General features: G+C 61.8%; 23 protein-coding genes. 3 read left to right on the forward strand and 20 right to left on the reverse strand.

Features of this window, described 5'->3' with window-relative positions; all coding sequences use genetic code 11:
• Window positions 1–103 precede the first annotated feature (103 nt).
• The 4 genes from rplI to rpsF all read right to left on the reverse strand — a co-directional run bounded on the left by rplI (window position 104) and on the right by rpsF (window position 2,289).
• The gene (rplI, locus tag QZ269_RS02455) at window positions 104–544 is read right to left on the reverse strand and encodes a 50S ribosomal protein L9 (RefSeq protein ID WP_291423927.1); all 441 of its coding nucleotides are present in this window, start codon (window positions 542–544) and stop codon (window positions 104–106) included.
• A gap of 12 nt (window positions 545–556) precedes the next feature.
• A complete protein-coding gene (gene rpsR / locus QZ269_RS02460; protein ID WP_291423929.1) occupies window positions 557–835 on the reverse strand; it encodes a 30S ribosomal protein S18 in 279 nt (92 codons plus the stop codon).
• Window positions 836–931: 96 nt separating this feature from the next.
• Window positions 932–1,852 (reverse strand): single-stranded DNA-binding protein, encoded by a 921-nt coding sequence (gene ssb, locus QZ269_RS02465; RefSeq protein WP_291423931.1) that lies wholly within the window; start codon window positions 1,850–1,852, stop codon window positions 932–934.
• Between the two features lie 128 nt (window positions 1,853–1,980).
• Window positions 1,981–2,289: a 30S ribosomal protein S6 gene (gene rpsF, locus QZ269_RS02470; RefSeq protein ID WP_291423933.1), complete on the reverse strand. Its 309-nt coding sequence runs from the start codon at window positions 2,287–2,289 to the stop codon at window positions 1,981–1,983.
• 229 nt (window positions 2,290–2,518) lie between these two features.
• Here rpsF and QZ269_RS02475 point away from each other — a divergent pair, with 229 nt between their 5' ends.
• Entirely contained in the window at window positions 2,519–3,379 is an 861-nt protein-coding gene (locus tag QZ269_RS02475; protein WP_291423935.1) for a stage 0 sporulation family protein, read from the forward strand.
• An 87-nt stretch (window positions 3,380–3,466) separates the two neighbouring features.
• Here QZ269_RS02475 and QZ269_RS02480 read toward each other — a convergent pair whose 3' ends face one another.
• The 15 genes from QZ269_RS02480 to argF all read right to left on the reverse strand — a co-directional run bounded on the left by QZ269_RS02480 (window position 3,467) and on the right by argF (window position 17,615).
• Window positions 3,467–3,955, reverse strand: a complete 489-nt coding sequence (locus QZ269_RS02480; RefSeq protein WP_367272188.1) for an LD-carboxypeptidase — start codon at window positions 3,953–3,955, stop codon at window positions 3,467–3,469.
• Entirely contained in the window at window positions 3,952–4,449 is a 498-nt protein-coding gene (locus QZ269_RS02485) for a dihydrofolate reductase (protein WP_291423937.1), read from the reverse strand. Before QZ269_RS02485 ends, QZ269_RS02480 begins: the two co-directional genes overlap by 4 nt.
• A gap of 337 nt (window positions 4,450–4,786) precedes the next feature.
• Window positions 4,787–5,581 carry a thymidylate synthase gene (locus QZ269_RS02490; protein ID WP_291423939.1) on the reverse strand — a complete coding sequence of 265 codons (795 nt, stop codon included), beginning with the start codon at window positions 5,579–5,581 and terminating at the stop codon, window positions 4,787–4,789.
• 143 nt (window positions 5,582–5,724) lie between these two features.
• A complete protein-coding gene (locus tag QZ269_RS02495; protein WP_291423941.1) occupies window positions 5,725–6,399 on the reverse strand; it encodes a V-type ATP synthase subunit D in 675 nt (224 codons plus the stop codon).
• A 104-nt stretch (window positions 6,400–6,503) separates the two neighbouring features.
• Window positions 6,504–7,919, reverse strand: a complete 1,416-nt coding sequence (locus QZ269_RS02500) for a V-type ATP synthase subunit B (protein WP_291423943.1) — start codon at window positions 7,917–7,919, stop codon at window positions 6,504–6,506.
• Window positions 7,916–9,664: a V-type ATP synthase subunit A gene (locus QZ269_RS02505; RefSeq protein WP_291423944.1), complete on the reverse strand. Its 1,749-nt coding sequence runs from the start codon at window positions 9,662–9,664 to the stop codon at window positions 7,916–7,918. Before QZ269_RS02505 ends, QZ269_RS02500 begins: the two co-directional genes overlap by 4 nt.
• A 103-nt stretch (window positions 9,665–9,767) precedes the next feature.
• On the reverse strand, window positions 9,768–10,130 hold the full coding sequence (locus QZ269_RS02510; RefSeq protein WP_291423946.1) for a V-type ATP synthase subunit F: 363 nt from the start codon (window positions 10,128–10,130) through the stop codon (window positions 9,768–9,770).
• On the reverse strand, window positions 10,127–11,107 hold the full coding sequence (locus QZ269_RS02515; RefSeq protein WP_291423948.1) for a V-type ATPase subunit: 981 nt from the start codon (window positions 11,105–11,107) through the stop codon (window positions 10,127–10,129). Before QZ269_RS02515 ends, QZ269_RS02510 begins: the two co-directional genes overlap by 4 nt.
• Window positions 11,108–11,125: 18 nt before the next feature.
• The gene (locus tag QZ269_RS02520; protein ID WP_291423950.1) at window positions 11,126–11,683 is read right to left on the reverse strand and encodes a V-type ATP synthase subunit E; all 558 of its coding nucleotides are present in this window, start codon (window positions 11,681–11,683) and stop codon (window positions 11,126–11,128) included.
• A 1-nt stretch (window position 11,684) separates the two neighbouring features.
• Window positions 11,685–11,990 carry a V-type ATP synthase subunit K gene (locus tag QZ269_RS02525; RefSeq protein WP_291423952.1) on the reverse strand — a complete coding sequence of 102 codons (306 nt, stop codon included), beginning with the start codon at window positions 11,988–11,990 and terminating at the stop codon, window positions 11,685–11,687.
• 155 nt (window positions 11,991–12,145) lie between these two features.
• On the reverse strand, window positions 12,146–14,254 hold the full coding sequence (locus tag QZ269_RS02530) for a V-type ATP synthase subunit I (protein WP_291423954.1): 2,109 nt from the start codon (window positions 14,252–14,254) through the stop codon (window positions 12,146–12,148).
• Window positions 14,251–14,547, reverse strand: coding sequence for a V-type ATPase subunit subunit G family protein (locus tag QZ269_RS02535; RefSeq protein ID WP_291423956.1), 297 nt, complete (start codon window positions 14,545–14,547; stop codon window positions 14,251–14,253). The genes QZ269_RS02530 and QZ269_RS02535 overlap by 4 nt, the downstream gene beginning before the upstream one ends.
• A 244-nt stretch (window positions 14,548–14,791) precedes the next feature.
• On the reverse strand, window positions 14,792–15,733 hold the full coding sequence (gene argC, locus QZ269_RS02540; protein WP_291423958.1) for an N-acetyl-gamma-glutamyl-phosphate reductase: 942 nt from the start codon (window positions 15,731–15,733) through the stop codon (window positions 14,792–14,794).
• A gap of 290 nt (window positions 15,734–16,023) precedes the next feature.
• On the reverse strand, window positions 16,024–16,542 hold the full coding sequence (locus tag QZ269_RS02545) for an NUDIX domain-containing protein (RefSeq protein WP_291423979.1): 519 nt from the start codon (window positions 16,540–16,542) through the stop codon (window positions 16,024–16,026).
• 41 nt (window positions 16,543–16,583) lie between these two features.
• Window positions 16,584–17,615 (reverse strand): ornithine carbamoyltransferase, encoded by a 1,032-nt coding sequence (gene argF / locus QZ269_RS02550; protein WP_291423981.1) that lies wholly within the window; start codon window positions 17,613–17,615, stop codon window positions 16,584–16,586.
• Window positions 17,616–17,902: 287 nt separating this feature from the next.
• Here argF and QZ269_RS02555 point away from each other — a divergent pair, with 287 nt between their 5' ends.
• Together QZ269_RS02555 and QZ269_RS02560 are read left to right on the forward strand one after the other, a co-directional pair.
• The gene (locus tag QZ269_RS02555; RefSeq protein WP_291423983.1) at window positions 17,903–18,418 is read left to right on the forward strand and encodes a hypothetical protein; all 516 of its coding nucleotides are present in this window, start codon (window positions 17,903–17,905) and stop codon (window positions 18,416–18,418) included.
• A 109-nt stretch (window positions 18,419–18,527) separates the two neighbouring features.
• Entirely contained in the window at window positions 18,528–19,436 is a 909-nt protein-coding gene (locus QZ269_RS02560) for an EamA family transporter (protein WP_291423985.1), read from the forward strand.
• Between the two features lie 204 nt (window positions 19,437–19,640).
• Here the strand turns inward: QZ269_RS02560 and QZ269_RS02565 are convergent, their stop codons facing one another.
• On the reverse strand, window positions 19,641–21,653 hold the full coding sequence (locus QZ269_RS02565) for a hypothetical protein (RefSeq protein ID WP_291423987.1): 2,013 nt from the start codon (window positions 21,651–21,653) through the stop codon (window positions 19,641–19,643).
• Between the last annotated feature and the right edge of the window lie 166 nt (window positions 21,654–21,819).

The raw sequence follows: 21,819 nt of genomic DNA on the forward strand, positions 1-21,819 counted from the left end.
CGCGGGGGGGCAGTGAACGCAAGCTGCACAAGCGGCAGACTCAATTCTAGCCTGGACAACACAAAACCCCGCCACTAGGACGGGGTTCCGGGTTCACCTTGAATTACTTCGCAGCGTGTACCACGAGCTTCATGGGAATAGTCACTTCGGGGTGGGCGCGGTAAGCGATGTCATACTCGCCGATTTCCTTGACGGTCTTCGGCATGTCGATCTTACGCTTGTCCACGTCGAAACCGAGCTTGTCGAGGCTGCCCGCTACGTCGGCGTGGGTCACGGCCCCGTAAATCTTGCCTTCGCCCGCGCGGACGGTCAGTTCGACCGCCACACCGTTTAGGCGGCTGGCAAGGTCCTCGGCCACGGCCTTCTCGGCAGCCTGAATTTTCTGGCGGCTGCGAATCTGGGCTTCGAGGGTCTTCATGTTGCGGCTGGTCGCCGGGGCAGCGACGCCCTGGGGAATCAACCAGTTGCGGGCGTAGCCGTCTTTGACGCTGACAACGTCACCGGTTTTGCCGAGCTTACTGGGTTCCAGAAGGATTATCTGCATGTCAAACCCTCCTTATTTCCGGACCAGTTTCTCGGTGTAGGGCAGCAGGGCCAGCTGGCGGGCGATTTTAATCGTCTGCGCGATGCGGCGCTGGTGCTTGGCCGAGAGGCCAGTGCGGCGGCGGGGAAGAATCTTGCCGGTGTCACTGACAAAACGGCGGAGCATCTTCACGTCTTTGTAATCGGTGATTTCCAGTTCTCCAATGGAGAAAGGATCGACCTTTGGCTTGCGGGGACGCTTGGGTCCCTTTCCACGCGGCTTGCGATCCGCGCTGTCTCTTTGCTGGGTCATGGTGTTTCCTTGGGGCCTGGCCCTACAGGTCAGGGAGCTTAAGCCACAAAACTATAATTTTGAGTGCTTAAGCTGCCTGCCTGGGTGTATGTCTGCTTAAAAAGGCAGATCTTCTTCCTCGGGTGGGAAGTCGTCGAGACCTTGATCAATATCTAAGCCGCCCGAACGGTTCCCCGTACTGCCGCTGCTCGCGGGAGCGCCCGCCGCCTGGCTGGGGGCTTGGTAGCCGCCCGACTGGGGACGCGCTGCACTGCTCGCGGTCTGAGTGCGAGGTGCGGCGGGGGAGGCTGCGTAGCCGGATTGTCCGGCAGCTGCGCCTCGGGACAGACTTTCGACTCGTGTCGCCTCTACTTTTGTGCTGTTGCGCTTGTTGCCGTCTTTGTCCGTCCAGCTTTCGTTCACCAGTCGTCCCTGAACCAGCACAGGGTCACCCTTGCGGAGATCCTTCATGCTTTCGGCCAGTTCGCGCCACAACGTAGCGTCGATCCAGTGGGTCTTTTCCTGGCGTTGGCCCTGGCGGTCGGTCCATGTTTCGTTCACGGCAAGACCGATTCCGAGCACGGCGTCTCCAGCTGGGGTGTAACGGAGTTCCGGGTCGCGGACAACATTTCCGATCAGGATCACCTGGTTCATACCGCTGCCCATTCGCACGCCGCCTCCGGCATCCGAAACAAGTTCAGGCTGATAACCGAGTTGCTCCATACGCAGCGCTTTGACGCGCACCATACTGCGTTTGCCACCTTCCGGGGCTTCCCACTGGCTGTATTCCACGCTGCCTTCGACCATCACGGCGTCGCCGCCCTTCAGGTTCTTTTCGTTCTGCCACTCGGCAGGTTTGCCAAGGATAGACACGCGGTGATACCACGGCAGCTTGCGCTCTTTACCGTCTATGCCGACGATGTGGTCTTCACCAGCAACCGTGGCTTCAAATACGGCGGTGCCGCTGGGGGTGTAGCGCAGTTCGGGATCGCGGGCGAGTGCGCCGATCAGAAAAACGTGGTTCATGCCTCTGGCCATGTTCGTGGTCTCCTTGGTTGCTTGCGGGAGCTAGGTGCTCGTACTGGGGCTTTTACGTTGCTTCTTGGCCTTTGCAGGTTGACCATACGGTAACAAACCTGAAACGTTCTGTCAATGACGTAACGAGATCAGGCTTTCTTGGTCTTCCACTCGGGGCGGTCGCGGACCACCAACACGCGGCGGACGTTGTCGCGCAGGCGCAGGGACGTGGCAATTTCCTTTTCAGGGTTGCCGCTGCTCCTGATGGCGTACATCAGGTAGTAGCCTTCACGGTCCTTGGCGACTTGGTAGGCCAGGCGGCGGTTACCGAGTTCGTCGAGTCCGGCTACTTCACCACCGGCATTTTTAACGGCGTTCTCGATGTAATCTTTTTCGATTTGCACTTGCTCGGCGCTAAGGTTGGGGTTCAGGATCAGGTTCAGATCATACTGGTTCATAATTCACCTCCTTGAAGATAGGGATTTAGGGCGTCAGGGCAAGGTCAGGCCTCGCCAGTCAGCGCAATTGATGAGTTTATCAGAAGCGGGCGGCCTGCGCCAGTCTCCCTGTGGCTGTGGGGCTGCTGGCTGCCTGTGACTGTCCGGCTATGAACCCTGGTCCCGCCTCCCGCGTCAGACTGTGCCCCGTCTCTCGACGGCTGCGCTCCATTCATGGCATTGTTCAGAAATGTTTGCCCTCCCTGTCCGCTTCGAGCGGAGTCCGCGTCTGCATCCCATGCTCACTGAGGAGCGTCATTCTGTCGGGACCAGGGTCGTGGTACAGGGCAAACGCGGGCCGGAAATCGCGACGGTGCGCGGCGAGGCGGTTGCGCCCAACCCGCAGGAGCGTTACGGCGCGGTGCTGCGGGCAGCGACTGCGGACGATCTGGCGACCTGGGACGCGCTGTACCGTCAGAGTGACGACCTGAAATGGCTGCTGCGGGCGCGAACGCGTGAGCAGGGCCTCAAGGTTAAGATCGTGGCGGTGGAATTCACGCTCGACGAGAGTCTGGTCACGATCAGTTACAGCGCCGACGAACGCATCGAACTCGGCAGTCTGATCAGTGCGCTGCGTGAAAAGACCCGCGCCCGCGTGAACTTTGCCGCCATCGGTCCGCGTGAGCAGGCCCAGATGATCGGCACGCTCGGGGCCTGCGGACGCGAGAACTGTTCCAGCACGCACCTTCAGGAGTTTGCGCCTGTAAGCATTCGCATGGCGCGTGATCAGCAGTTGCCGCTGAACCCCGAAAAGCTGAGCGGGCCGTGTGGCCGCCTACTGTGCTGCCTGCAATACGAGCACACCCAGTACCTCGACCTGCTGGGGGCGCTCCCCCGCAAGAATGCCCGCGTGTGTCACGACGCCAGCGGCGCGTGCGGCAAGGTGACCAAATTGCACCCGCTGCTGGGCACGGTAGACATTTACACCGACCACGGGCCGGTCTACGATCTGCCCGCCAGCGAACTGCGCCGCGCCGACTCGCGTCCAGGCGGCGGTTCAGTCAGTGTTTCAGCTGGTGCTGAGAAGCAGGGTGAAGACCTCAGCGAGTAGCCCCCAGGCGAGTAGCCCACAGTTCAGCTACAGTTTAGAGCGTGATGGTGATTTCCCGCCGGAGCGATTCCAGCCACTCCCGCCCGCCTAGCGGTAGCTGCGGGCGCCCTCGGGCCGCATGCCGCCGGGTTCGGCCAGATCGGTCAGTAGCGCGGGGCCGTGGTACGCCATGACTCCGGCCCGCAGAAATTGCAGCAGGGTCACGGTAGTGTCGCTGTACCCCAGCAGAACTTTGGGATACCGCCTGATCTTTTCGCGGTCGACCAGGGGCAGCAGCCGAATGCTGTCGTCGCCGCCGATGATGCTGACCATTCCCTCGATCTCAGGGTTTTCGAGCGCCCAGTGCAGGTCGTCGGCGCGGGCCTGCGGGTTGGCGTACAGGTCATCGGAACCGCGAAAGGCGTTCGGGGCGGCCATGATCTCCCAGTCCAGCTGCCGGGCGACCTCGCGCACCCCGGCCTCGTAGCGGTGCGGGACTTCAGCGACCAGGCCGCTCGACAGGCTCAGGGCCGCCACTTTCGAGCCTCGGCGCAGGCGCGGGGGCCGGACGAACGGCGGCTGGCTGACCTTGTTCATGCGCGGCGCACCAGCGTCTGGAAGGTCATAGCATACTTATTTTTCTCGTCGGCGGGCCGGAATTTCTCGGCGGTCAGCTGCCACTCTCCGGGCAATTCCGGCATGAACGTGTCGCCTTCGAGCGTCGCGTGAATGATCGTCAGTTCGGCCCGTGTAAGCTGTTCCAGATACAGCCGGTAGATTTCCGCGCCGCCGATAATGGCGATTTCGGGCGCGTCGCCAGCGGCTGACAGGGCTTCTTCCGGGGTATGCACCACGACGGCCCCCTGGGCCACCAGCCCCGGCTGGCGCGTGAGCACGATGTTCTGGCGCTCCGGCAGAGGCTGCGTGTGCAGCGAGGCCCAGACCTTGCGCCCCATGATGTTGGGCTTTCCAGCACTCAGCCGCTTGAACCGGAACATATCGGCGGGCAGGTGCCAGGGCATACCGCCGCTCCTTCCGATCACACGGTTTTCGGTCATGGCGACGATAGCGATGAGTTCTGGGGAGATCATACCTGCTTACAATGCCTGCAACCGGCGCGGGGTTGCAAGTGCACCCCGACCCGCTTGACCTCGATTCCGGCGCTTTCCTCAGATACGCGCAATTGTACCCGGCAGCTACTTGACCCGTTGGCGAAAGTGGGGGTCACGCCGCCCCGAATCCCCGCGTTCGCCGAACAGGGCGAGTTACTCAGAATAACCCGGCGACTTTGGCAAGAGGTCTGTTATGAGCTTTCGGAACAGTGCCTCAACCTCTGCATCCCCAGTGCACTGTACTTCTGACGACTCTCACTTCGCCCGGTTCATCTAGAGATTCACTGCGGTGTATTGAAGCAGGCAGCGGTCGGGATCATACGGCGATCGGGGCTTTGATGCCCTTGTGCGGGTCGTAGCCTTCCAGCGTGAAATCCTCGTAGGTGAAGTCGTCGATGTTCCTGACCGCCGGGTTCAGGTGCATTTTCGGCAGGGGCCTCGGCTCGCGCAACAGCTGTTTTTTAGCCTGCTCGACATGGTTGGTATACAGGTGACAGTCACCGCCCGTCCAGATGAATTCGCCGGGTTCCAGGCCGCAGACCTGCGCGATCATCATGGTCAGCAGGGCGTAACTGGCGATGTTGAAGGGTACCCCCAGAAAAATGTCGGCGCTGCGCTGGTACAGCTGGCAACTGAGCCGCCCGTCGGCCACGTAAAACTGAAAGAGGGCGTGACAGGGCGGCAGCGCCATTTCCTCCAGGTCGCCCACGTTCCAGGCGCTCACGATCAGGCGGCGGCTGTTCGGATTGGTCTTGATCTGCTCGATGACCTGCGCGATCTGATCGATGTGGCGGCCCTCTGGCGTGGGCCAGCTTCGCCACTGGACTCCATACACGGGGCCGAGTTCGCCGTCCCCGCGCGCCCACTCGTCCCAGATGGTCACCTCATTTGTCTTCAGGTAAGCCGTATTGCTGCTGCCCTTCAGGAACCACAGCAGTTCGTGAATGATAGATTTGAGGTGAACCTTCTTGGTCGTGACTAGTGGAAAGCCTTCCGATAGGTCAAAGCGCATCTGGTGCCCGAACACCGACCGGGTGCCGGTGCCGGTGCGGTCGCCCTTGGGGGTGCCGTGGTCAAGCACGTGCTGCATAAAGCTGAGATACTGGCGCATAGGGGGCAGTCTAGCGACTGCGGCTGCCGACTTTTCCAGATCGCCGTCCAGACTTTAGTTACCATACCGCGAAAGTCGTAGGATGCGTTCTACACACAAAAAACCGCCCCCATACGGAAGGCGGCTTTCTGTGTTGCGGAAGCTCAGTCGGCGGCGCTGCCGTGACTGGTCGCCGCGATAGCCTCGCGGGCAGCCTTCGACTTGGCGTCGATTTTCTGCTTAATCTTTTTCTGGGTGTAGCTGGCCTCGCGTTCCCGCTGGTCAAGTACGCTACGCACAAAGCGGATATCGTCTTGAATCCCAGGAATCACGACCTGCTCCAGGGCGTTCACGCGGCGCGAGGTCTTTTTAATTTCCTCGCCGATGCGGCGCAGCTTGGTCTCGGTAGCGGCCACCTTCACGATGGCTTCCAGCACACTGCCGAAGTCTGCCGAAGCCTGAATGGTCCGTGCGCCGACGTTAATCGGGCTGAAGTGCGCGGCCTGAGCGCGTTCGGGAATGTTGATGCGGGGCACCTTCACGCCGTAGACGCTCTCGATTTGCATATCGACGGCGTAATCGCCGGTGCCAGCCAGGGAGAGGCTTTCGACGGCCTCGGGGCTGTCCCAGGCTTTGGCTCCGAACAGGCTGGTGTAAGCGCCTTTGCTCACGCCCGAAAGCTGTTCGCGGGCCGCCAGCGCGTCCTTGACCAGCGCGAAGAACTCGCCAATCAGGGCGTCACGCTTGCGCTTGAGCAGGTCCGCACCGCCCGAAGCGGTACGCAGCGCGGCTTTGCTGGCAAGCAGGGCCGAGCGGGTGGGACTGATTTGTTCTGCCATTTTGATTCACCTCCTCTGCTAAGCAGGCTTGTGGCCTGTAGCTCGTGGCCTGTCGAACAAGAGAAGACACTACTTTTTCTACAGGCTACACGCCACAAGCGCCTTTACTGCACCGAACGGCTCCCTTTCCACATCTCATCCATCTTGGTGCCGTAGTACTTGTCGATGGTGTCTTTGGAAAGGCGGGTCAGCTGGCTCTGCGGCAACTTGGACAAAATGCCCCAGGCCACGGTCAGGCTGTCGTCAATGCTGCGGTCCTGGTCGCCCTGGCCGATGAAGTACTGCTCGAAATCGTCAGCAAACTTCAGGTACAGCTTGTCGGTGTCGGTCAGTGCATCTTCACCGGTAATAGCAACCAGTTTACGCAGGTCAAGGCCGTTGGCGTAAGCGGCGAACAGCTGGTCGGCCACGTTCTTGTGATCGGCGCGGGTCTTGCCTTTGCCGATGCCGTTGCCCTGCAAGCGGCTCAGGCTGGGCAGCGGGTTAATGGGGGGGAACACGCCCTTAGAGTTCAGGGTGCGGTCCACCACAATCTGGCCTTCGGTAATGTAGCCGGTCAGGTCGGGCACCGGGTGGGTAATGTCGTCGTCGGGCATTGACAGAATCGGCACCTGGGTCACGCTGCCGGGCTTGCCCTGAATAACACCGGCGCGTTCGTACAGCGACGCAAGGTCAGTGTACATGTAGCCGGGGAAGCCACGGCGGCCAGGAATTTCTTCACGGGCACCGCCGATTTCGCGCAGAGCTTCGCAGTAGTTGGTCAAGTCGGTCAGGATGACCAGCACGTGGTAGCCGTGCTCGAACGCTAGGTACTCGGCGGTCGTCAGCGCCATGCGGGGGGTCAGCAGACGTTCCACGGCCGGGTCGTCGGCCTTGTTCAGGAACAGCACTGAGCGGGCCAGTGCGCCCGTGCGCTCGAATTCCTGGGTAAAGAAGCTTACTTCGCGCTGGGTCAGACCCATGGCGGCGAAAACCACAGCGAACGGCTCGTCGGAACCGGGCACCTTGGCCTGACGCGCCATCTGGGCGGCCAGTTCATTGTGCGGCAAACCGCTGCCCGAGAAAATCGGGAGCTTTTGACCACGAATGAGAGAGGTCTGCACGTCGATGGTACTGATGCCAGTCTGAATAAATTCCTCAGGCTTGGCGCGGGCCGCCGGGTTCATGGGCTGGCCGTTGATGCTGCGGCGCTCCTCGGCGACCACGGCGGGCAGACCGTCAATCGGACGTCCCAGACCGTCGAAGCGGCGGCCAATCATTTCCTTGCTCACGCCCAGGCGGGCCACGTCTTCGACCAGGCTCACGCTGGCGTTGGCGAGGTCCAGGCCACGGGTTTCCTCGAACACCTGAATCACGGCGTTCTGATCCGACACGCTGATGACCTGGCCGCCGCGAATATGCCCATTGGCATCCTTGATGTTCACAATCGCGCCGTTTGGCAGGTCGCTGGCGGCGTTCACGAACAGCAGCGGGCCAGAAATATACGCGACATCGTTGTATTCCTTCTGAAGAAGCGTCACGCTTTCACCCCCTTGAAGGTCTGGTCGAGTTCGTCCATCACGCCGTTGCCATACGCCTCGAATTCGTTTTCGGGGGTGTAGCGGGCGCGGGCCAGTTTCTCGATGACCGGGTTTTGAATGATTTCGTCAATGGTCAGGCCGTTCTTAAGGCCAGCGTCGGCCTCGTCGTAGAACTTCAGGAACATCTTCATCAGGCCGTAGTTCTTAGGCATGGAGGCCGAAGCGTCCACGGGGTCGAAACCGTTTTGCTGCAAAAAGTCCTGGCGCAGCATGCGGCCCGTTTCGATAATCAGGCGCTCATTGTCTTGGAGCGCGTCGGGGCCGACCAGCTGCACGACTTCTTGCAGGGCAGCTTCCTGCTGGAGCAGGCTGGTAATGCGCTGACGCAGTTCAGGGAAGTCGGGGCCAACGTTGGCGCGGTACCACTTGTCCAGAATGGGAGTGAACAGGCTGTAGGAGCCGTTCCAGTTAATTGCCGGGAAGTGGCGACGGCGAGCCAGACCCGCGTCCAAGCGCCAGAAAGCGCCGGTAATACGCAGCGTGGCCTGGGTCACAGGCTCGGACATGTCGCCGCCCGCAGGCGAAACAGCGCCGATAACCGACACCGCGCCGGTTTCGCCTGCCAGGGTATTGACTGCGCCAGCCCGCTCGTAGAAAGCGGCCAGCTTGGCTCCCAGGTAGGGTGGGTAGCCTTCTTCGGCGGGCATTTCTTCCAGGCGGCTGGAAATTTCGCGCAGAGCTTCGGCCCAGCGGCTGGTGCTGTCGGCCATCAGCGACACGCTGTAACCCTGGTCGCGGAAGTACTCAGCCAGCGTAATCCCGGTGTACACCGAGGCTTCACGCGCTGCCACCGGCATATTCGAGGTGTTGGCAATCAGGATGGTGCGGTGCATGAGGGGGCCGCCAGTCTTGGGGTCTTCCAGTTCAGGAAATTCCACCAGCACGTCCGTCATCTCGTTACCGCGTTCGCCACAGCCTACGTACACCACGATGTCGGCGTTGCCGTACTTCGCCACGCTCTGCTGGGTCACGGTCTTGCCCGAGCCGAAGGGGCCAGGGATAGCCGCCGCGCCGCCCATGACCAGCGGGAACAGCACGTCCAGAATCCGCATGCCGGTCAGGAATGGCAGGCTGGGGTCTAACTTACGGGCTACCGGGCGGGCCGCACGCACCGGCCAGTAGTGGGCCAGGCGCAGCTTGGTGCCGTCTTCGAGTTCTGCGATGGTGTCGTCGATGGTGTACTGACCAGCCGGAACAATGGACCTGATTTTGCCGCTCTTGTCGGGCGGGGTCAGGATTTTGTGGGTAAAGGAAAACTCGGGTACGGTGCCCAGGATGCTGCTGCCCCCAACCTCGTCGCCTACGTTTACGCTGGGCGTAAAGTCCCATTTCTGGGTGCGGTTAAGCGAGGAAACCTCGATACCACGGGCGATAAAGTCACCAGAGGCCTCGCGGATTTTGTCAAGCGGGCGCTGAATGCCGTCGTAAATGCCGTTAAGCATTCCTGGCCCCAGCTCGACCGACAGTGGCAGGCCGGTGGTTTGTACCGGTTCACCGACGGTCAGGCCGCCAGTATCTTCGTAGACCTGCACGAAGGCAGTGTCGCCGTCCAGACGGATAATTTCACCAACGAGGCGCTCTTTACCAACGCGCACGATGTCGTACATCTTCGCGCCGTACATGCCCTTGGCGATTACCGCAGGCCCGGCGATGCTTTGCACGAGGCCTTGCTTTTGTTGCGTCATTTAATGCTCCTTTGGAGCGTCCGAGAGTCGAGTGTCTAAAGGACCAGAAAAACCTTTCTTCAATGTTCCTTAGTCCTTGAGCGCCTCAGACCCTTAGACCGCTCTACAGCTTGATGTCGAATCCAATCGTGTCGCGAACCAGCTTACCCATGTAGGCCTTGGCATCCACCGTATTGGCAGAAAAAGCGTCCTTGAGGCTGGGAATCGGCAGCAGAATCGGCAGGTCGCGGCCACGCATGATGCGGGCAGTGGCGGTGGCCGGGTCGGGAATCAGGCCGGTATCTACCGCGACCAGTCCGAACTGGCCGTCCTGAATAATCTGTTCCAGTTCCTGCACTGCCTGGGCCGCCGTCGTTTCGATGACGTGTGCCCCGGCGAGCCGGTAACCGGTGGCGGTTTCGGAGTCGGTAAGCACAGCCACGCGCTGCATGGTGGCGGTGTGGCCCTTTTTGCTGCCAGCGGTCATGCGCCGACCTCCTTACGCAGTTGTTCGGTCGGCAGGTCATAGAATTTGCCGCGCCCAATCAGGCGGAGTTTGGCAATTTCAATTTCCTTGCGCCGCAGAAAGTCCAAGATGATGCCCACGCCCTCGGGGTCGCTCGCTGCATTGCTGCGCGCGGCCCGGTCGAGGCTGGCCCGCGCAGCCACTTCAGCGTCTTCCAGCGTCGGAGCGTCCAGAATCGCCGTAATATCGGCGTTTCCGGCGGCGTCGCCAGCGGCCATGCGGCTGTAGCCGCCCGCGTCGTAACTTCCACCAGCCACAAACAGATTGGGGTCGAGGGGCTGCCCCTTCGCGCTGCGGGCAATCAACGCGTTGGTCACGTCAATCTCGCGGGTCAGGTAACGGCGCAGGCTGGTTTCGCGGGCCACGCTCAGGGCGTGGTGATAATAGCCCTGATCCAGAGCCACTTCCAGATCCATCAGGCGGTTGTTGGCGGCGTAAGCAGTCGCGCCGTTACGGAACGCCGCCGCCAGCGGATGACCGCCCATGGCCAGGGCCGCCGCCGCACTTTGCAGGTCGCTTGAACCAGCAGCGGTTTGCAGCACGCTGGGCTTGATGCTGCCGCCCGGAATCAGGCTGGCGGCGATGGTGTCCGCGCCGCGCCCAGACGTAATTCCACGGGCGATGGTTTTGAGGTTTACCAGATCCCATTTCATCAGCAGGGCCTGGATTTCCTTTTTGGCGTCACCGTCGGCAAAGCCCAGCACCTTCTGGGTGGTCGCAAAGAGGTTTTGCGACAGCGCCCGGTCAAGTTCAGGCAGCCCGGCGTTTTCACCGGTGGTCTCGCGCATGTTGGCGCCCAGACCCTCGGTTTCGGCTAGCACGCGCAGGAATTCCTGGTAGCTGCCGGACACCAGCGCCGATTCGAGGGCGCGGCCATCGAGCAGTTTGGTGCGCATGATCCGCACGCGGGTATTGATATACGAGTAGTCGTCGGGCACGGCTGTTCTACCCCTCCTTTACTCGGCGAGCAGACGGTTAATCTGGGGGGCGAGGTCGGCCTTCACGCGCTCCAGACGGCCTGCCAGCGTGTTGGTGATGCCGCTTTTTCCGCCCTGGGCGATCACGCGCACACCGCCCGTGATGTTGGCGTTTTCACGCACTGGAATGTCTTGCACCAGAATTCGGCCCAGACCCAGATCGGCGGGGTTGACCTCGACGGCTTCAGCATTGGGTACCGCCTGACGGGCCTCCACGACCAGCCGGGCCAGGATGTCGCGGTACTCGGGCGCGGTGCTAATGCCGCCCAGGTACTCGTTGACCAGACCGTAGACCTGCGTCAGACCAGACTCGCTGGCACTCAACTGAGCGGCGTTCATTTCGAGGTCGGCGGCGCTTTTGGCCCGGACCAGCCCCGCTTGACGCTGGCTTTCCAGGGCGCGGGTTCGGCTCTCCAGCAGGGTCTGTGCGCGTTCCTGGGCGTCGGCGACAATCTTGTCGGCCCGGCCCTTGGCTTCGGCACGAATCCGCTCGATCTCCGACTGCGCTTCGTTTTCTAAGAGCTTGTCGAGCGCCATATCAGTTCAGGATGAACAGGGCGAGGAAGCCGAAGATGACCAGCGTTTCGGGAATCAGGAAGTACAGCAGCAGGCTACCGGCCTTGCTGGGGTCTTCGGCGACGGCGCCGACCAGGCTCGACCCAATGCGGGCCTGGGCGACACCAGTGCCCAGTGCGCCGAGGCCCAGGGCCAGCCCAGCGCCGATAGCGCGCAGGCCACGGTACATGTCATCGGGGCCGCCTACCGTGTTGTCGGTTTGGGCGAAGCCGGTGGTGGCGAGGGCGAGAACGAGGGACGCGACGACGATTTTGGTGGTTTTATTCATGGTTAATCTCCTGAAAGTCTAATGGGTCTGATGAGTTTGGACGGGAAAGGCTGACTGTTCTGGCCGGTTGATCTGGCCCGTTAAGACGTACTGATCTGGGTGTACTGCCTTGACTGCACTGAACTAACTTAACTGACGTACTTATTTCACTGCACTTATTTCACTGAGCCGCTGACCGCGTCGGGAATTCGCTGGAGCGAAGCCTGGGCGGTTGCCCCCGTGCTGGGGCTAAGACGGCGCAGAGGGTTGTACGCGGGGCTGGTTTCGGTGTTGAACCCGGTGGGGTTGAGGAATTCGACCATGTGCAAACGCAGAGGCTGCACGATGTGACCGATCAGGGTCAGGGCCAGGACGAAGAAGTGCAGCAGAGCGCCCACCAGTACCCCGACGATGATGCCCAGCAGGCCGATCTTCTCGAACAGTGACCAGCCGACATCGCTGCACAGCTTGGCGAGGATGGCCGACACCAGCCCGACAGCAAAGATTCGGGAGTAACTGAGCACCGCACTGCCCTGCGAGAGCAGTTCGATTGGCAGCATGGGGAACTTCTTGATAATCAGGATGTAACCGACGATGAAGGCAATAAAGCCCAGATACATCAGCGCTACCAGCGGATTCCCGATGTGGGCCAGCGACAGCGCCCCAAAGTCCTTCCCGGCGCGGCTTGCAAAGGACATCATGATGAGGCCCAGAACGCCCCCGGCAAGGGCAATGCCTTCCCAGGTGTGGGCCGTGTCTTTGTGACGAATGCCCATCTGAATACGGATAGCCCAGCCCCACAGCACCTGCACGATGCCGAAAATCAGCGAGAAGATCAGGGCGATGTTGCTGAAGTGAACGGTATCCAGGCGCGGGAAGAGGGTCGGAATCAGGCCGTGGGCGTGCTCCGCCGCCTCGCCCCAGTGGACGCCGGTCCAGCCCCACAGACGGTTAAGCAGGTCGTTGTTCTGATAGAACAGCCCCAGGTGCTCGCCCAGCGTGCCGAACAGTTCGCCGGTCAGGAAGCCCCAGACGATGGTCCAGCCAGCCATAACACTGGTCACGAAGCTGAGGTTACGCAGGGCGTCGGGCTGCACGTACGCGCCGAAGAAGGACAAGTCCCAGCCCTCGTTGCGGCGTGCCTTGCCCGCGAGCCACATGCTGAACCACAAGAACAGCAGGCCGTAGCCGATGTCCGCGATGATGATCCCGAAAAACAGTGGGAAGAACACGGCGATGACCCAGGTCGGGTCGAAAGAGCCGTACTTGGGCAGGCTCATCATGCCCATAACCAGCTGGAAGGGCTTGACGTACCCGTTGTTGACCAGTTCGACTGGAACGTCGTGGTCATGGTGCTCGTCGACCGGGTGTAGCTCGGCGCTGACCGAGTCGCCCAGGCGGTTGAGGGTGTTTTCCAGCATCGGGAGGCGGTCGGCTGGCACATAACCCTGAAGCACCAGGCTGTATTTGCCACGCGCCGACACTGCACGCACGTCATGCACCGCCACCCGGTCTTTCAGGGCGTCGCGCACGGCGTACAGGCTGGGGCCGTACTGCTGGGCCAGCTGGTCGCGCAAGGCGTTCAGGCTGGCCTGACGCGCCGCACCGTTGGCGTGAATGTCGGCCATGGCCTGCGCCGCGTCGCTCAGAGGCATCTGGTCGAAGCGTCCGGGCAAGCGGAGTTCGCCCAGGCGCACCCGTGAGAGGGCGGCGCGGGCAAGGTCACGGTCCGACTTGAGGGAGGCGATCACGCCGACGCGGTTTTGGCCGACCTGCTCCGTCGCCAGCAAGTAACGCTCGGGCAGGGCTTCGCGCAGGGCAGCTTCAAGTTCGGCCAGCTGATCACTAGGCTGAAGCAAAAAAGGAACCAGACCCACGCGCTGGCTGCGGTCTAGGCCACCGGTCATGCGGGCCAGGGCCTGCACGGTATCGCCGTAGGTACGCTCGGCTTCCAGATCGCTCTGGAGGTCCTGACGTTGGCGGGCGAGGCTAGAGACAGGCTCCGCCGCGCCCTCGATCACCCCCTGCCACTCGGTCAGAGCGGGCAGGGGGGCGGGGGCAGGGCGGTAGGCCCCGAGTTCGGAGATGGTGCTCTCCGCGCGGGCCAGCAGCCGCTCGTCTTCGCGGCGCGACTGGGCGTCTTGTCCGGCGAGCGTACCCGTGTTCAGGGGACCACCTGTGATGGGCTTGAGGTGCAGCACTCCGGCGTCCTGTAGGGCCGTAATGACCGCTTCGCTCTCCCGTTTCCGGGTAGCGATCACGACCTGCTGCATGTGATTGATCACGGCAGCACCGCCCTCAGGATTCGTTCGGCAGCCTGTTGCACCCGGCCTGATGCCTTCTGGCGGGTCGCCTGCGCCTGACTCTGGGCCTGGGCGCTGGCTTCCTCGCGGATGCGCTGGGTCTCGGTCGCAAGGTCCTGCTCGTGCTGAACCTGCATGGCCTGTACCCGGGCTTCAGCGTCACGCATGATCCGGGCAGCTTCCTGCTCGGCTGCCTCGACTTCGCGCTTGGCTTCTGCTCGGGCTGCCTCAATTTGCGCGTCCAGCGCAGCCTCACGGCTGGCCAGCTCACTCAAGACTCGACTAGAAACGTCCAAATCACTCCTCCTTTCCCCTCTAAGACCACACACACCTTCCGCCTAGAAATCCCCATCCAGGGATGAGGTCAGAAAGTGGTGAGGTTCAGTGGCCCGACCATTGTAATAGTTGCGTCAGACTCGTATCCCATCGTAACACAGGCTTAATAATTCCCGAGAGGGCAAGCGTCCCGGTTTCAGCTGAGCTTTAACTTCAGGTAAACCACGCCGGGTGGGAACCGGATCAGTTGCTAGGGGGCGGCCCGGCCTCCAGCATCAGCTCCAGGTTTTGAACGGCGGCTCCGCTGGCCCCCTTACCGAGGTTGTCGAGCCGCGCAGCCAGCACGGCCCGCTGCCCGTCTGGCGAAGGGTAGACGAACAGTTCCAGCTGATTGGTGCCGTTGAGGGTCTGCGGGTCGAGTGCGGCGGGATTTCCGGACAGCTCGAAAACCTTGACGTATTTCTGGCCCAGGTAGTGTTTTGCCAGGGTGCTATGCAGGTCGCGGGCTTCCAGGCCCAGCTGTTCCAGATGCAGCGGGATCGTTACGGTCATGCCCTGCGCCCAGCCGCCCACGTTTGGGGTGAAGATGGGCGTGCGGGTCAGGCCGCCGTACAGCATCATCTCGGGGATGTGCTTGTGTTCCAGGGTCAGGCCGTAGTTGATGAAATCGCCCTTGAATGGATGCTCGCCGCCCTGCTCATGGGCATCGACCAGCGCCCGACCGCCGCCCGTGTAGCCGCTGTAGCCCTGAATACTCAGCAGGAAATCGGCAGGCAGCAGCCCGGCAGAGGTCAGTGGAGCCAGCAGCGCGATGGCGCCCGTGCTGTAGCATCCCGGATTGGAAACGTAACGGGCCGCGCGAATTTTTCCGGGCTGATTGGCGTTCAGTTCGGGAAATCCGAAGGCCCACGCGGGGTCGGTTCGGTGCGCGGTGCTGGCGTCCAGCAGCCTTGAGGCGGGGTTGGTGGTTAGCTGCACGGCTTCCCGCGCCGCATCGTCGTGCAGGCACAGGATAGACACGTCGGCGGCGTTGAGCAGTTCGGCGCGTGCTGCCGGGTCTTTGCGCCGCGCCGGGTCGATGCTAAGCAGTTCAAGGTCGGTGCGCCCGCTGAGGCGTTCTCTGATTTGCAGGCCCGTGGTTCCGGCCTCGCCGTCGATGAAAATTTGGGGTCGGGATGAGGTCATAAAAGTTCCTCCAGATAGAGCGGATTTGTTAGAGCAGTTCTCCGAATGATGGGCACGTCGGAAACACATCGCCGCCCCCTTCATGCTACGTCCTGCTCTTTCTTGTTCACTCGTTTCACTCGGCAAAAAGATGGTCAAAAGAGCACCACCCTTTTGCAAAATGCTCTAAGTAGTTCCCGGTCGCAGTTGCGCGTATCCGGGGAAAGCGCCCGAATCCGCTCTGGAAGCAGCTCTATGAGTCCCCTTCCACCAGCAGCCACTTTTTGCTCCCTGACACGCAGGGATAAGCGTCATAGTCCATCCGTCACGCTTCCATAACACCGCCGCACCAACTCCGCCAAATCCTCCTTCGCCGCCGCGCCCGCTGCAATCTGTGAAAGCACCTGCCCCGGCGTCAGCCACTCGCCACCCGCAATATCAGCCGGGTTGAAGTCGGGGGCAGTGTCTGTGCAGATTTCGTAGACGCGCACAAAGCTACTAAGGCCCGTCTGATACGGCGAAAAAGCGGCGAGTTCGTGCCACTGCACAGTGCTAAGATTTAAGCGAACCTCCTCGGCACTCTCGCGGCGCAGGGCCTCCAGATACGTCTCACCACTCTGCACGGCCCCCCCCACGCTTACGTCCAGCGCCCCCGGAAAAAGGCTTTTGCTGGGGCTGCGGCGCGGTATCCACAGCTGGCCGCGTTGGTTGCGAATGAAAGCATTGACGACGCGCACGTCTTTCCAACGCAAGGCGGGGTCGGCGCGGCTGATTTGGCCGATGACTTCATCTTTTTCGTTGACGAGGTCTAGCAGTTCATCAGAAACCATGCTTAAGCCCACGCCCCGCATAGCCTATAGCTCACGGCCCATCACCACCTCGGCTTCATCCCGCCTAGAAGGTGATACAGCAGCGCCTTTTGCGCGTGCAGGCGGTTTTCGGCCTGATCGAACACGCGGCTTTTGGGGTGCTCGGTAGCTTCCGGCACGGTTTCCTCGCCGTAGTGCGCGGGCAGGCAGTGCAGAAAAATGCCGTCCGGCGCGATAGTGTCGAGCATCTGCGGCGTTACCTGATAGCCCTTAAAGGCGCGGCGGCGGATGTCGGCCTCGGCCTCCATACCCATGCTGATCCACACGTCGGTGTACAGCACGTCTGCGCCCTGCACAGCTTCAAGGTCGTTGGTCAGGTTGATCGTCACGCCCGCCTTCACCGCGTCCATCAGCACGCCCGCGTTGGGTTCGTAGCCCACCGGGGTCACGATGGTTACGCTGCTGCCGGTCAGCACGCCCATATGAATGTGGCTGTTGGCGAGGTTGTTGCCGTCACCGATGTACACCACGCGCCTGCCGCGCAGATCGGTGCCGAACTCCTCTTCGATGGTCTGGTAGTCGGCCAGTAGTTGCGCCGGGTGCAGCATGTCACTCAGGCCGTTGATGACCGGGATGCTGGCGTGTTCGGCCAGTTCCACCAGGGTCTGTTGCAGGTACACGCGCCCCATGACGGCGTCGACCCAGCGTTCCAGGTTGCGGGCCACGTCGGACACGCGCTCGCGGGTGCCGAGGCCAATTTCAGTGTTGGACAGCGTAATGGCGTGGCCGCCAAGCTGATACATCCCGACGTCGAAGGTGGTGCGGGTACGCAGCGAGGACTTCTCGAATACCAGCGCGAGCGACAGCCCGGACAGCGGCTTGACCTCCCGCCACTCGCCGCGCTTCATACTGTGGGCGGTGTCCAGCACGGTGCGGAGTTCTGCCGGGGACATGTCCAGATTGCTCAGGAAGTCGCGGCCTGCCAGCGTCGGCGGGGGCAGCGAAGCAGAAGTATGCAGGCTGGCTTGCGGAAATTTTGGAGCTTTTGTCGCCAGATTCGAGGTTTTTTTACCACCGCGCTGAGCCTTGGTCATAGCCAGAAGTATACCGTGCCCGCTTGGAGAGGCTCGCTCCTGACGAATTAATATTCAACTGTTTGACTAATTATGCACCCTCGCTGGTCGGAGAAAAACGGAGCACCTGTGGCGAGTCAGCACCTGTGGCGAGTCGCTGTGCCGGTTGTGCCCGCCTGACTGTTCCCCTGAGGCCCCCCCAGAATGTGAAGAAAGTCATCTTTAACTGCGGCACACGAGTGTCTATAGTTTTTCTATATATCCCGCAAGGCCCATGTTCGTTCCCATCTCTACTAAGGAGAAAAAATATGCGAAACATTGTCAAAATTGGTTTGGTCTGCGGAGTTTCCCTGCTGGCGAGCTGTGGGCAACAGGTTGCCCCTTCTGCGGCTACTACGCTGAGTGCCCAGGACATTCAGACGCCTACCGGCCCCAATTGCACCCGGACCATCGGCTACTGGAAGAATCATCCTCAGCAGCTGGCCGCCCTTTTGCCCGTTCAGCTGGGGAAATTCGGGGGCAGCAAGTCCCTTCTGGTGGATAACGTGGCGCAGGCCACTCAGCTGCTCACCTTCAAGGGCAACGCCTCCAACGGCATCGTCAAGCTGTACGCCCAGTTGCTGGCCAGCAAGCTTGGAGCTTTCGGCGGCACGGACATTTCCAGCATTCAGGACACGGTAACGCAGGCCGACGCTTTCCTGGCCCAACACAACGCCGCCGACTGGAGCGGCCTGAGCGCGTCCCAGCAGGCCCAGGTTCTGAGCTGGATGACCACGCTTGACCGCTACAACAATGGTCTGGTCGGCCCGTCCCACTGCCAGTAGACTTTGCGCGTAGCTAGGGGCAGCCGCTGAGCTGCCTTTTTTTCTATTTTCCTGGTGGGCTACCGGGCTTCGGGGGTACTGCGCGGCAGTCCGTACTACACTGCCCCGCATGACCGCCCCGCTCCACCAGCCCATGACCGCCCGCAGTCTGCTGCTGGCGCTACTGATTACCTTTATCTGGGGCATCAACTTTGTGGTTATTAAATGGTCGGTGCATGACGTTTCACCGCTGCTGGTCGCAGCCCTGCGCTTTCTGGTCGCCGCGCTGCCCGCCGTGTTTTTCGTGCCGCGCCCGGCGGTGCCCGCCCGCATCCTGTGGGGCTACGGCGTGACCTCGGGGGTCATTCAGTTCGGGCTGCTGTACCTCGCCATTCAGCTGGGCATGAGCGCGGGCATGGGCAGCTTGCTGATGCAGACTCAGGCTTTTTTTACGGCGTTGCTGGCCGCCCGCGTGTTTGGCGAGAAGATCATGCCCTGGCAGGCCGCCGGGATGACGCTGGCCTTTGGGGGCATGGGCCTGATCGGGCTACTGGCGGGCGGCGACGTTCCGGCCTTTCCGCTGCTCCTGACCCTGCTGGCGGCGCTGGGCTGGGCGTGCAGCAACCTGCTGGTGCGGGCCTCGGGCGGGGCCAACGTGTTCAGTCTGGTGGTCTGGAGTGCCCTGATTCCGCCTATTCCGCTAACTATCCTGGCGGGCCTTACGGCGGGCTGGGGGCCGGTTGTCCACAGCCTGACGCACGGGAGCTGGCCGCTGTGGGCCGCCGTACTGTTTATGGGGCTGGGAAACACGGTGGTGGGATTCGGCATCTGGGCCACCCTCATTCAGCGCCACGGGGCATCGAAGGTCGCGCCGCTGTCGCTGCTGGTGCCGGTTTTCGGGATGATGGCCAGCGCCGTTATCTTCCACGAGGGATTTCCGGCAGGCAAGGTGCTGGGAGCCTTATTGATCGCCTTGGGACTGGTGCTTCATGTGTTCGGGGGCAAATGGTGGGTCAAAAAATTGCCCACTCTAAACTAAATGACCACTGGTCACTTTTCAGGGCTTTGTACTACGGACTGCCGACTGAACCGGGCCGTTTCGGATTCAGTCCGGGCGCAGGCCAGTAGATAAAGATACGGGTTTAGCGGTATGGACTTGCGCGGCTGCTTGCAGACCTGAAAAGCTCCGCAGGAAGGGGAGGCCAGGGAGGGCAGCAAGTATTCCACGTTCCAAGCATTGGCCTCACTTCAGCAGCGGCACGTAATCAGGCACGAAATTGCCGCCCTGGGTGGCGGGCTTCTCGGGGTCGATCAGGGTAGGCGTCAGGCCAAGGCCGTAGGTCAGGTTGCGCGGCGTTTCGTCTACCGGTCGGTCGGTGATGACCTCGCCGGGCTGGTACGCCTGGCCGTTCTGGTGCGTAAAAGCCGTGTCGGGCGTGCGAAAGTAGCGGTAGGTAAAGGGCGTTTCGGGAAAGATGTCCTTGCCGAAGTCGTAGCGCTGGGTAGCGACCACCGAGCGGTAGCGCCGGGCCGTTTCCAGCGCGTCCGGCTGGGTAGGCACAAACAGTTCGGAGCGAACGGCCCCGTCTGGGTTCAGGTACGCCCCCCGCGCCGTGAATTCACGCATCAGCTTTTGCCGGAGTTGCTGCGCGGCTTTCACGCCCGCCGGATTTTTGCCTTTCACTTCCGTGTCCAGTGCGGGCCAGTCGGCACTGTAGCCCCCTTTCTCCGTGATCTGCGCGTTCAGGAAGTGGTCCACGCTGGCGGGCATATTGCCGAACAGCGACACGCCGACCACATGGTCGAGGAAGTAACGGTACTCGCCCACGTTCTTGCCCCGGTTGACCGGTTCGGGCGTGCTGAGGGTGCCGAACGCCGCGCCGTTTTTGGGGGCTTTGTAACCCAAATAATCCATCTCGTGCCAGCCTGCCGCGCCCGACAGTTGCCTCGGCATGGCCCAGGTGGAATCGATGGTATTGCCTGTGCCAGAGGTAAAAGTGGAGTTCTGGCCGATATCAGACTGGCGCACGTTGCCCGAGTGGCAAGCGGCGCACTGGGTTAGCTCGCTGGGCGTCTGGGCGCGGAGATTCCCGGTTTTGTCCTCGATCCAACCGCCCAGCAGCCAGCCCACGCCGTTGTCAATCCAGCCCTGCGAACGACTGGCGTACACCGGAGCCGACTCTTCCTTGATCGCCAGCCCGAATTCGTCGGGGTGCCACTCGCGGCTCTTGTACATCCACCGAATTTCCTTGACGCGGTGGGCGCGGGTACCGGGAAAAGGGCTGATGGTTTTATCGGAGCCGTCGGCCTGTAAATCCACGTAATGCAGCGGGTGGGCGAATTCGGTGCCCAGCGGGTACTGCCCGCGCACAATCTGAATGCCCGAAGCCGCCCCGACATACGCCGTTTCACCGCTGAGGCGGTCTTGTACGTTACGCTGCACCAGATCAAGGTTGCGGCTGTAGGTGGCGAGGTCGAACCGGCCCGCCGCATCTTTCATGAAGGGCTGCGGCAGCCGGATGTACACGCCCGAGACACTGCCCGTCTGGGGCGTAAAAATGCCGTAGGGCATAAAGTTAATGGCCCGCCAGCCGGTCACCCAGCTGTGCCCATTGTGAAACTGGTCGTCGCGGAACACGCCGCGTGTCTGGGCTGCCGAGCGCACATAGCCGTCGGCCTGGGCGGGCAGATCGTCGGGCGAGAGCGAGGGGAAAAGTCGGTAAGGCGAGTCGCTGCCGCCGTCCCAGTCCTGCGCCGGGCCGGGACGCTGGGCGTAAGCGGCCCGCCAGTTGTCCTGGCGAATATACGCCTGCATATCCCACCCGGCGGGGCGCTGGCCTTCGGCGCTAAGCAGCTGCTGAAGCACTTCGGGGTGCAGTACGTTGTCCCAGGGGTTGACACTGGGATTTTGCACACGCGGGTAGTCGTAGGCCCCGAACGCGTACTCGGCCTGCAAGTTGCCGATGTTGGGGTTGTCGCCCGCCTGCGGGTTGTTGTTGCCCAGATCGAGTTGGGCGACCCCGTTGGTGTGGCAATACTGGCAGGCGTTCTGGGTGCCGAAACTGGTTTCCGCGTAACACTGCGCCGGAATGTGGGCGTGCTGGTTAGGAAAGGTGGCCCGGCTGATGAAGTCGCCCCGCAGCGGTAGGCGGGCCGGGCCACTACCCTGCGCCTGAACGCCGAACAATGCCCCCGCCAGCACTGCCGATAGCGCCGCGCCGCCAAGGAGCTGCCACTGATTTTTCTGTAGAGCCATATAAGAGTTCTCCGGTGGGTCGAAAGGCTAAAAAAGGGGAACTTCAGGCCACCTGCCCCGCGCTCTCTATACGTACTTCCGCTTAATTCCAGCCTATCCAGGAAGCGGTCAGGCCCCTTCATGGGTGCCGTTCTGACTAAGAGGCGGTCAGGCCCCTTCATGGGTG

It is taken from the genome of Deinococcus sp. (genome assembly GCF_018260405.1).
Lineage (GTDB): Bacteria > Deinococcota > Deinococci > Deinococcales > Deinococcaceae > Deinococcus.

Coding starts and splice junctions, on each gene's coding strand:
- rpsR (WP_291423929.1), bottom strand. CDS start 835: ATGACCCAGCAAAGAGACAGCGCGGATCGCAAGCCGCGTGGAAAGGGA.
- QZ269_RS02555 (WP_291423983.1), top strand. CDS start 17,903: ATGCGAAACATTGTCAAAATTGGTTTGGTCTGCGGAGTTTCCCTGCTG.
- ssb (WP_291423931.1), bottom strand. CDS start 1,852: ATGGCCAGAGGCATGAACCACGTTTTTCTGATCGGCGCACTCGCCCGC.
- QZ269_RS02505 (WP_291423944.1), bottom strand. CDS start 9,664: ATGACGCAACAAAAGCAAGGCCTCGTGCAAAGCATCGCCGGGCCTGCG.
- QZ269_RS02545 (WP_291423979.1), bottom strand. CDS start 16,542: ATGGTTTCTGATGAACTGCTAGACCTCGTCAACGAAAAAGATGAAGTC.
- QZ269_RS02565 (WP_291423987.1), bottom strand. CDS start 21,653: ATGGCTCTACAGAAAAATCAGTGGCAGCTCCTTGGCGGCGCGGCGCTA.
- QZ269_RS02480 (WP_367272188.1), bottom strand. CDS start 3,955: ATGAACAAGGTCAGCCAGCCGCCGTTCGTCCGGCCCCCGCGCCTGCGC.
- QZ269_RS02495 (WP_291423941.1), bottom strand. CDS start 6,399: ATGGCAGAACAAATCAGTCCCACCCGCTCGGCCCTGCTTGCCAGCAAA.
- rpsF (WP_291423933.1), bottom strand. CDS start 2,289: ATGAACCAGTATGATCTGAACCTGATCCTGAACCCCAACCTTAGCGCC.
- argF (WP_291423981.1), bottom strand. CDS start 17,615: ATGACCAAGGCTCAGCGCGGTGGTAAAAAAACCTCGAATCTGGCGACA.
- QZ269_RS02560 (WP_291423985.1), top strand. CDS start 18,528: ATGACCGCCCCGCTCCACCAGCCCATGACCGCCCGCAGTCTGCTGCTG.
- QZ269_RS02485 (WP_291423937.1), bottom strand. CDS start 4,449: ATGATCTCCCCAGAACTCATCGCTATCGTCGCCATGACCGAAAACCGT.
- QZ269_RS02525 (WP_291423952.1), bottom strand. CDS start 11,990: ATGAATAAAACCACCAAAATCGTCGTCGCGTCCCTCGTTCTCGCCCTC.
- QZ269_RS02520 (WP_291423950.1), bottom strand. CDS start 11,683: ATGGCGCTCGACAAGCTCTTAGAAAACGAAGCGCAGTCGGAGATCGAG.
- QZ269_RS02475 (WP_291423935.1), top strand. CDS start 2,519: ATGTTTGCCCTCCCTGTCCGCTTCGAGCGGAGTCCGCGTCTGCATCCC.
- QZ269_RS02510 (WP_291423946.1), bottom strand. CDS start 10,130: ATGACCGCTGGCAGCAAAAAGGGCCACACCGCCACCATGCAGCGCGTG.
- argC (WP_291423958.1), bottom strand. CDS start 15,733: ATGACCTCATCCCGACCCCAAATTTTCATCGACGGCGAGGCCGGAACC.
- QZ269_RS02490 (WP_291423939.1), bottom strand. CDS start 5,581: ATGCGCCAGTATCTCAGCTTTATGCAGCACGTGCTTGACCACGGCACC.
- rplI (WP_291423927.1), bottom strand. CDS start 544: ATGCAGATAATCCTTCTGGAACCCAGTAAGCTCGGCAAAACCGGTGAC.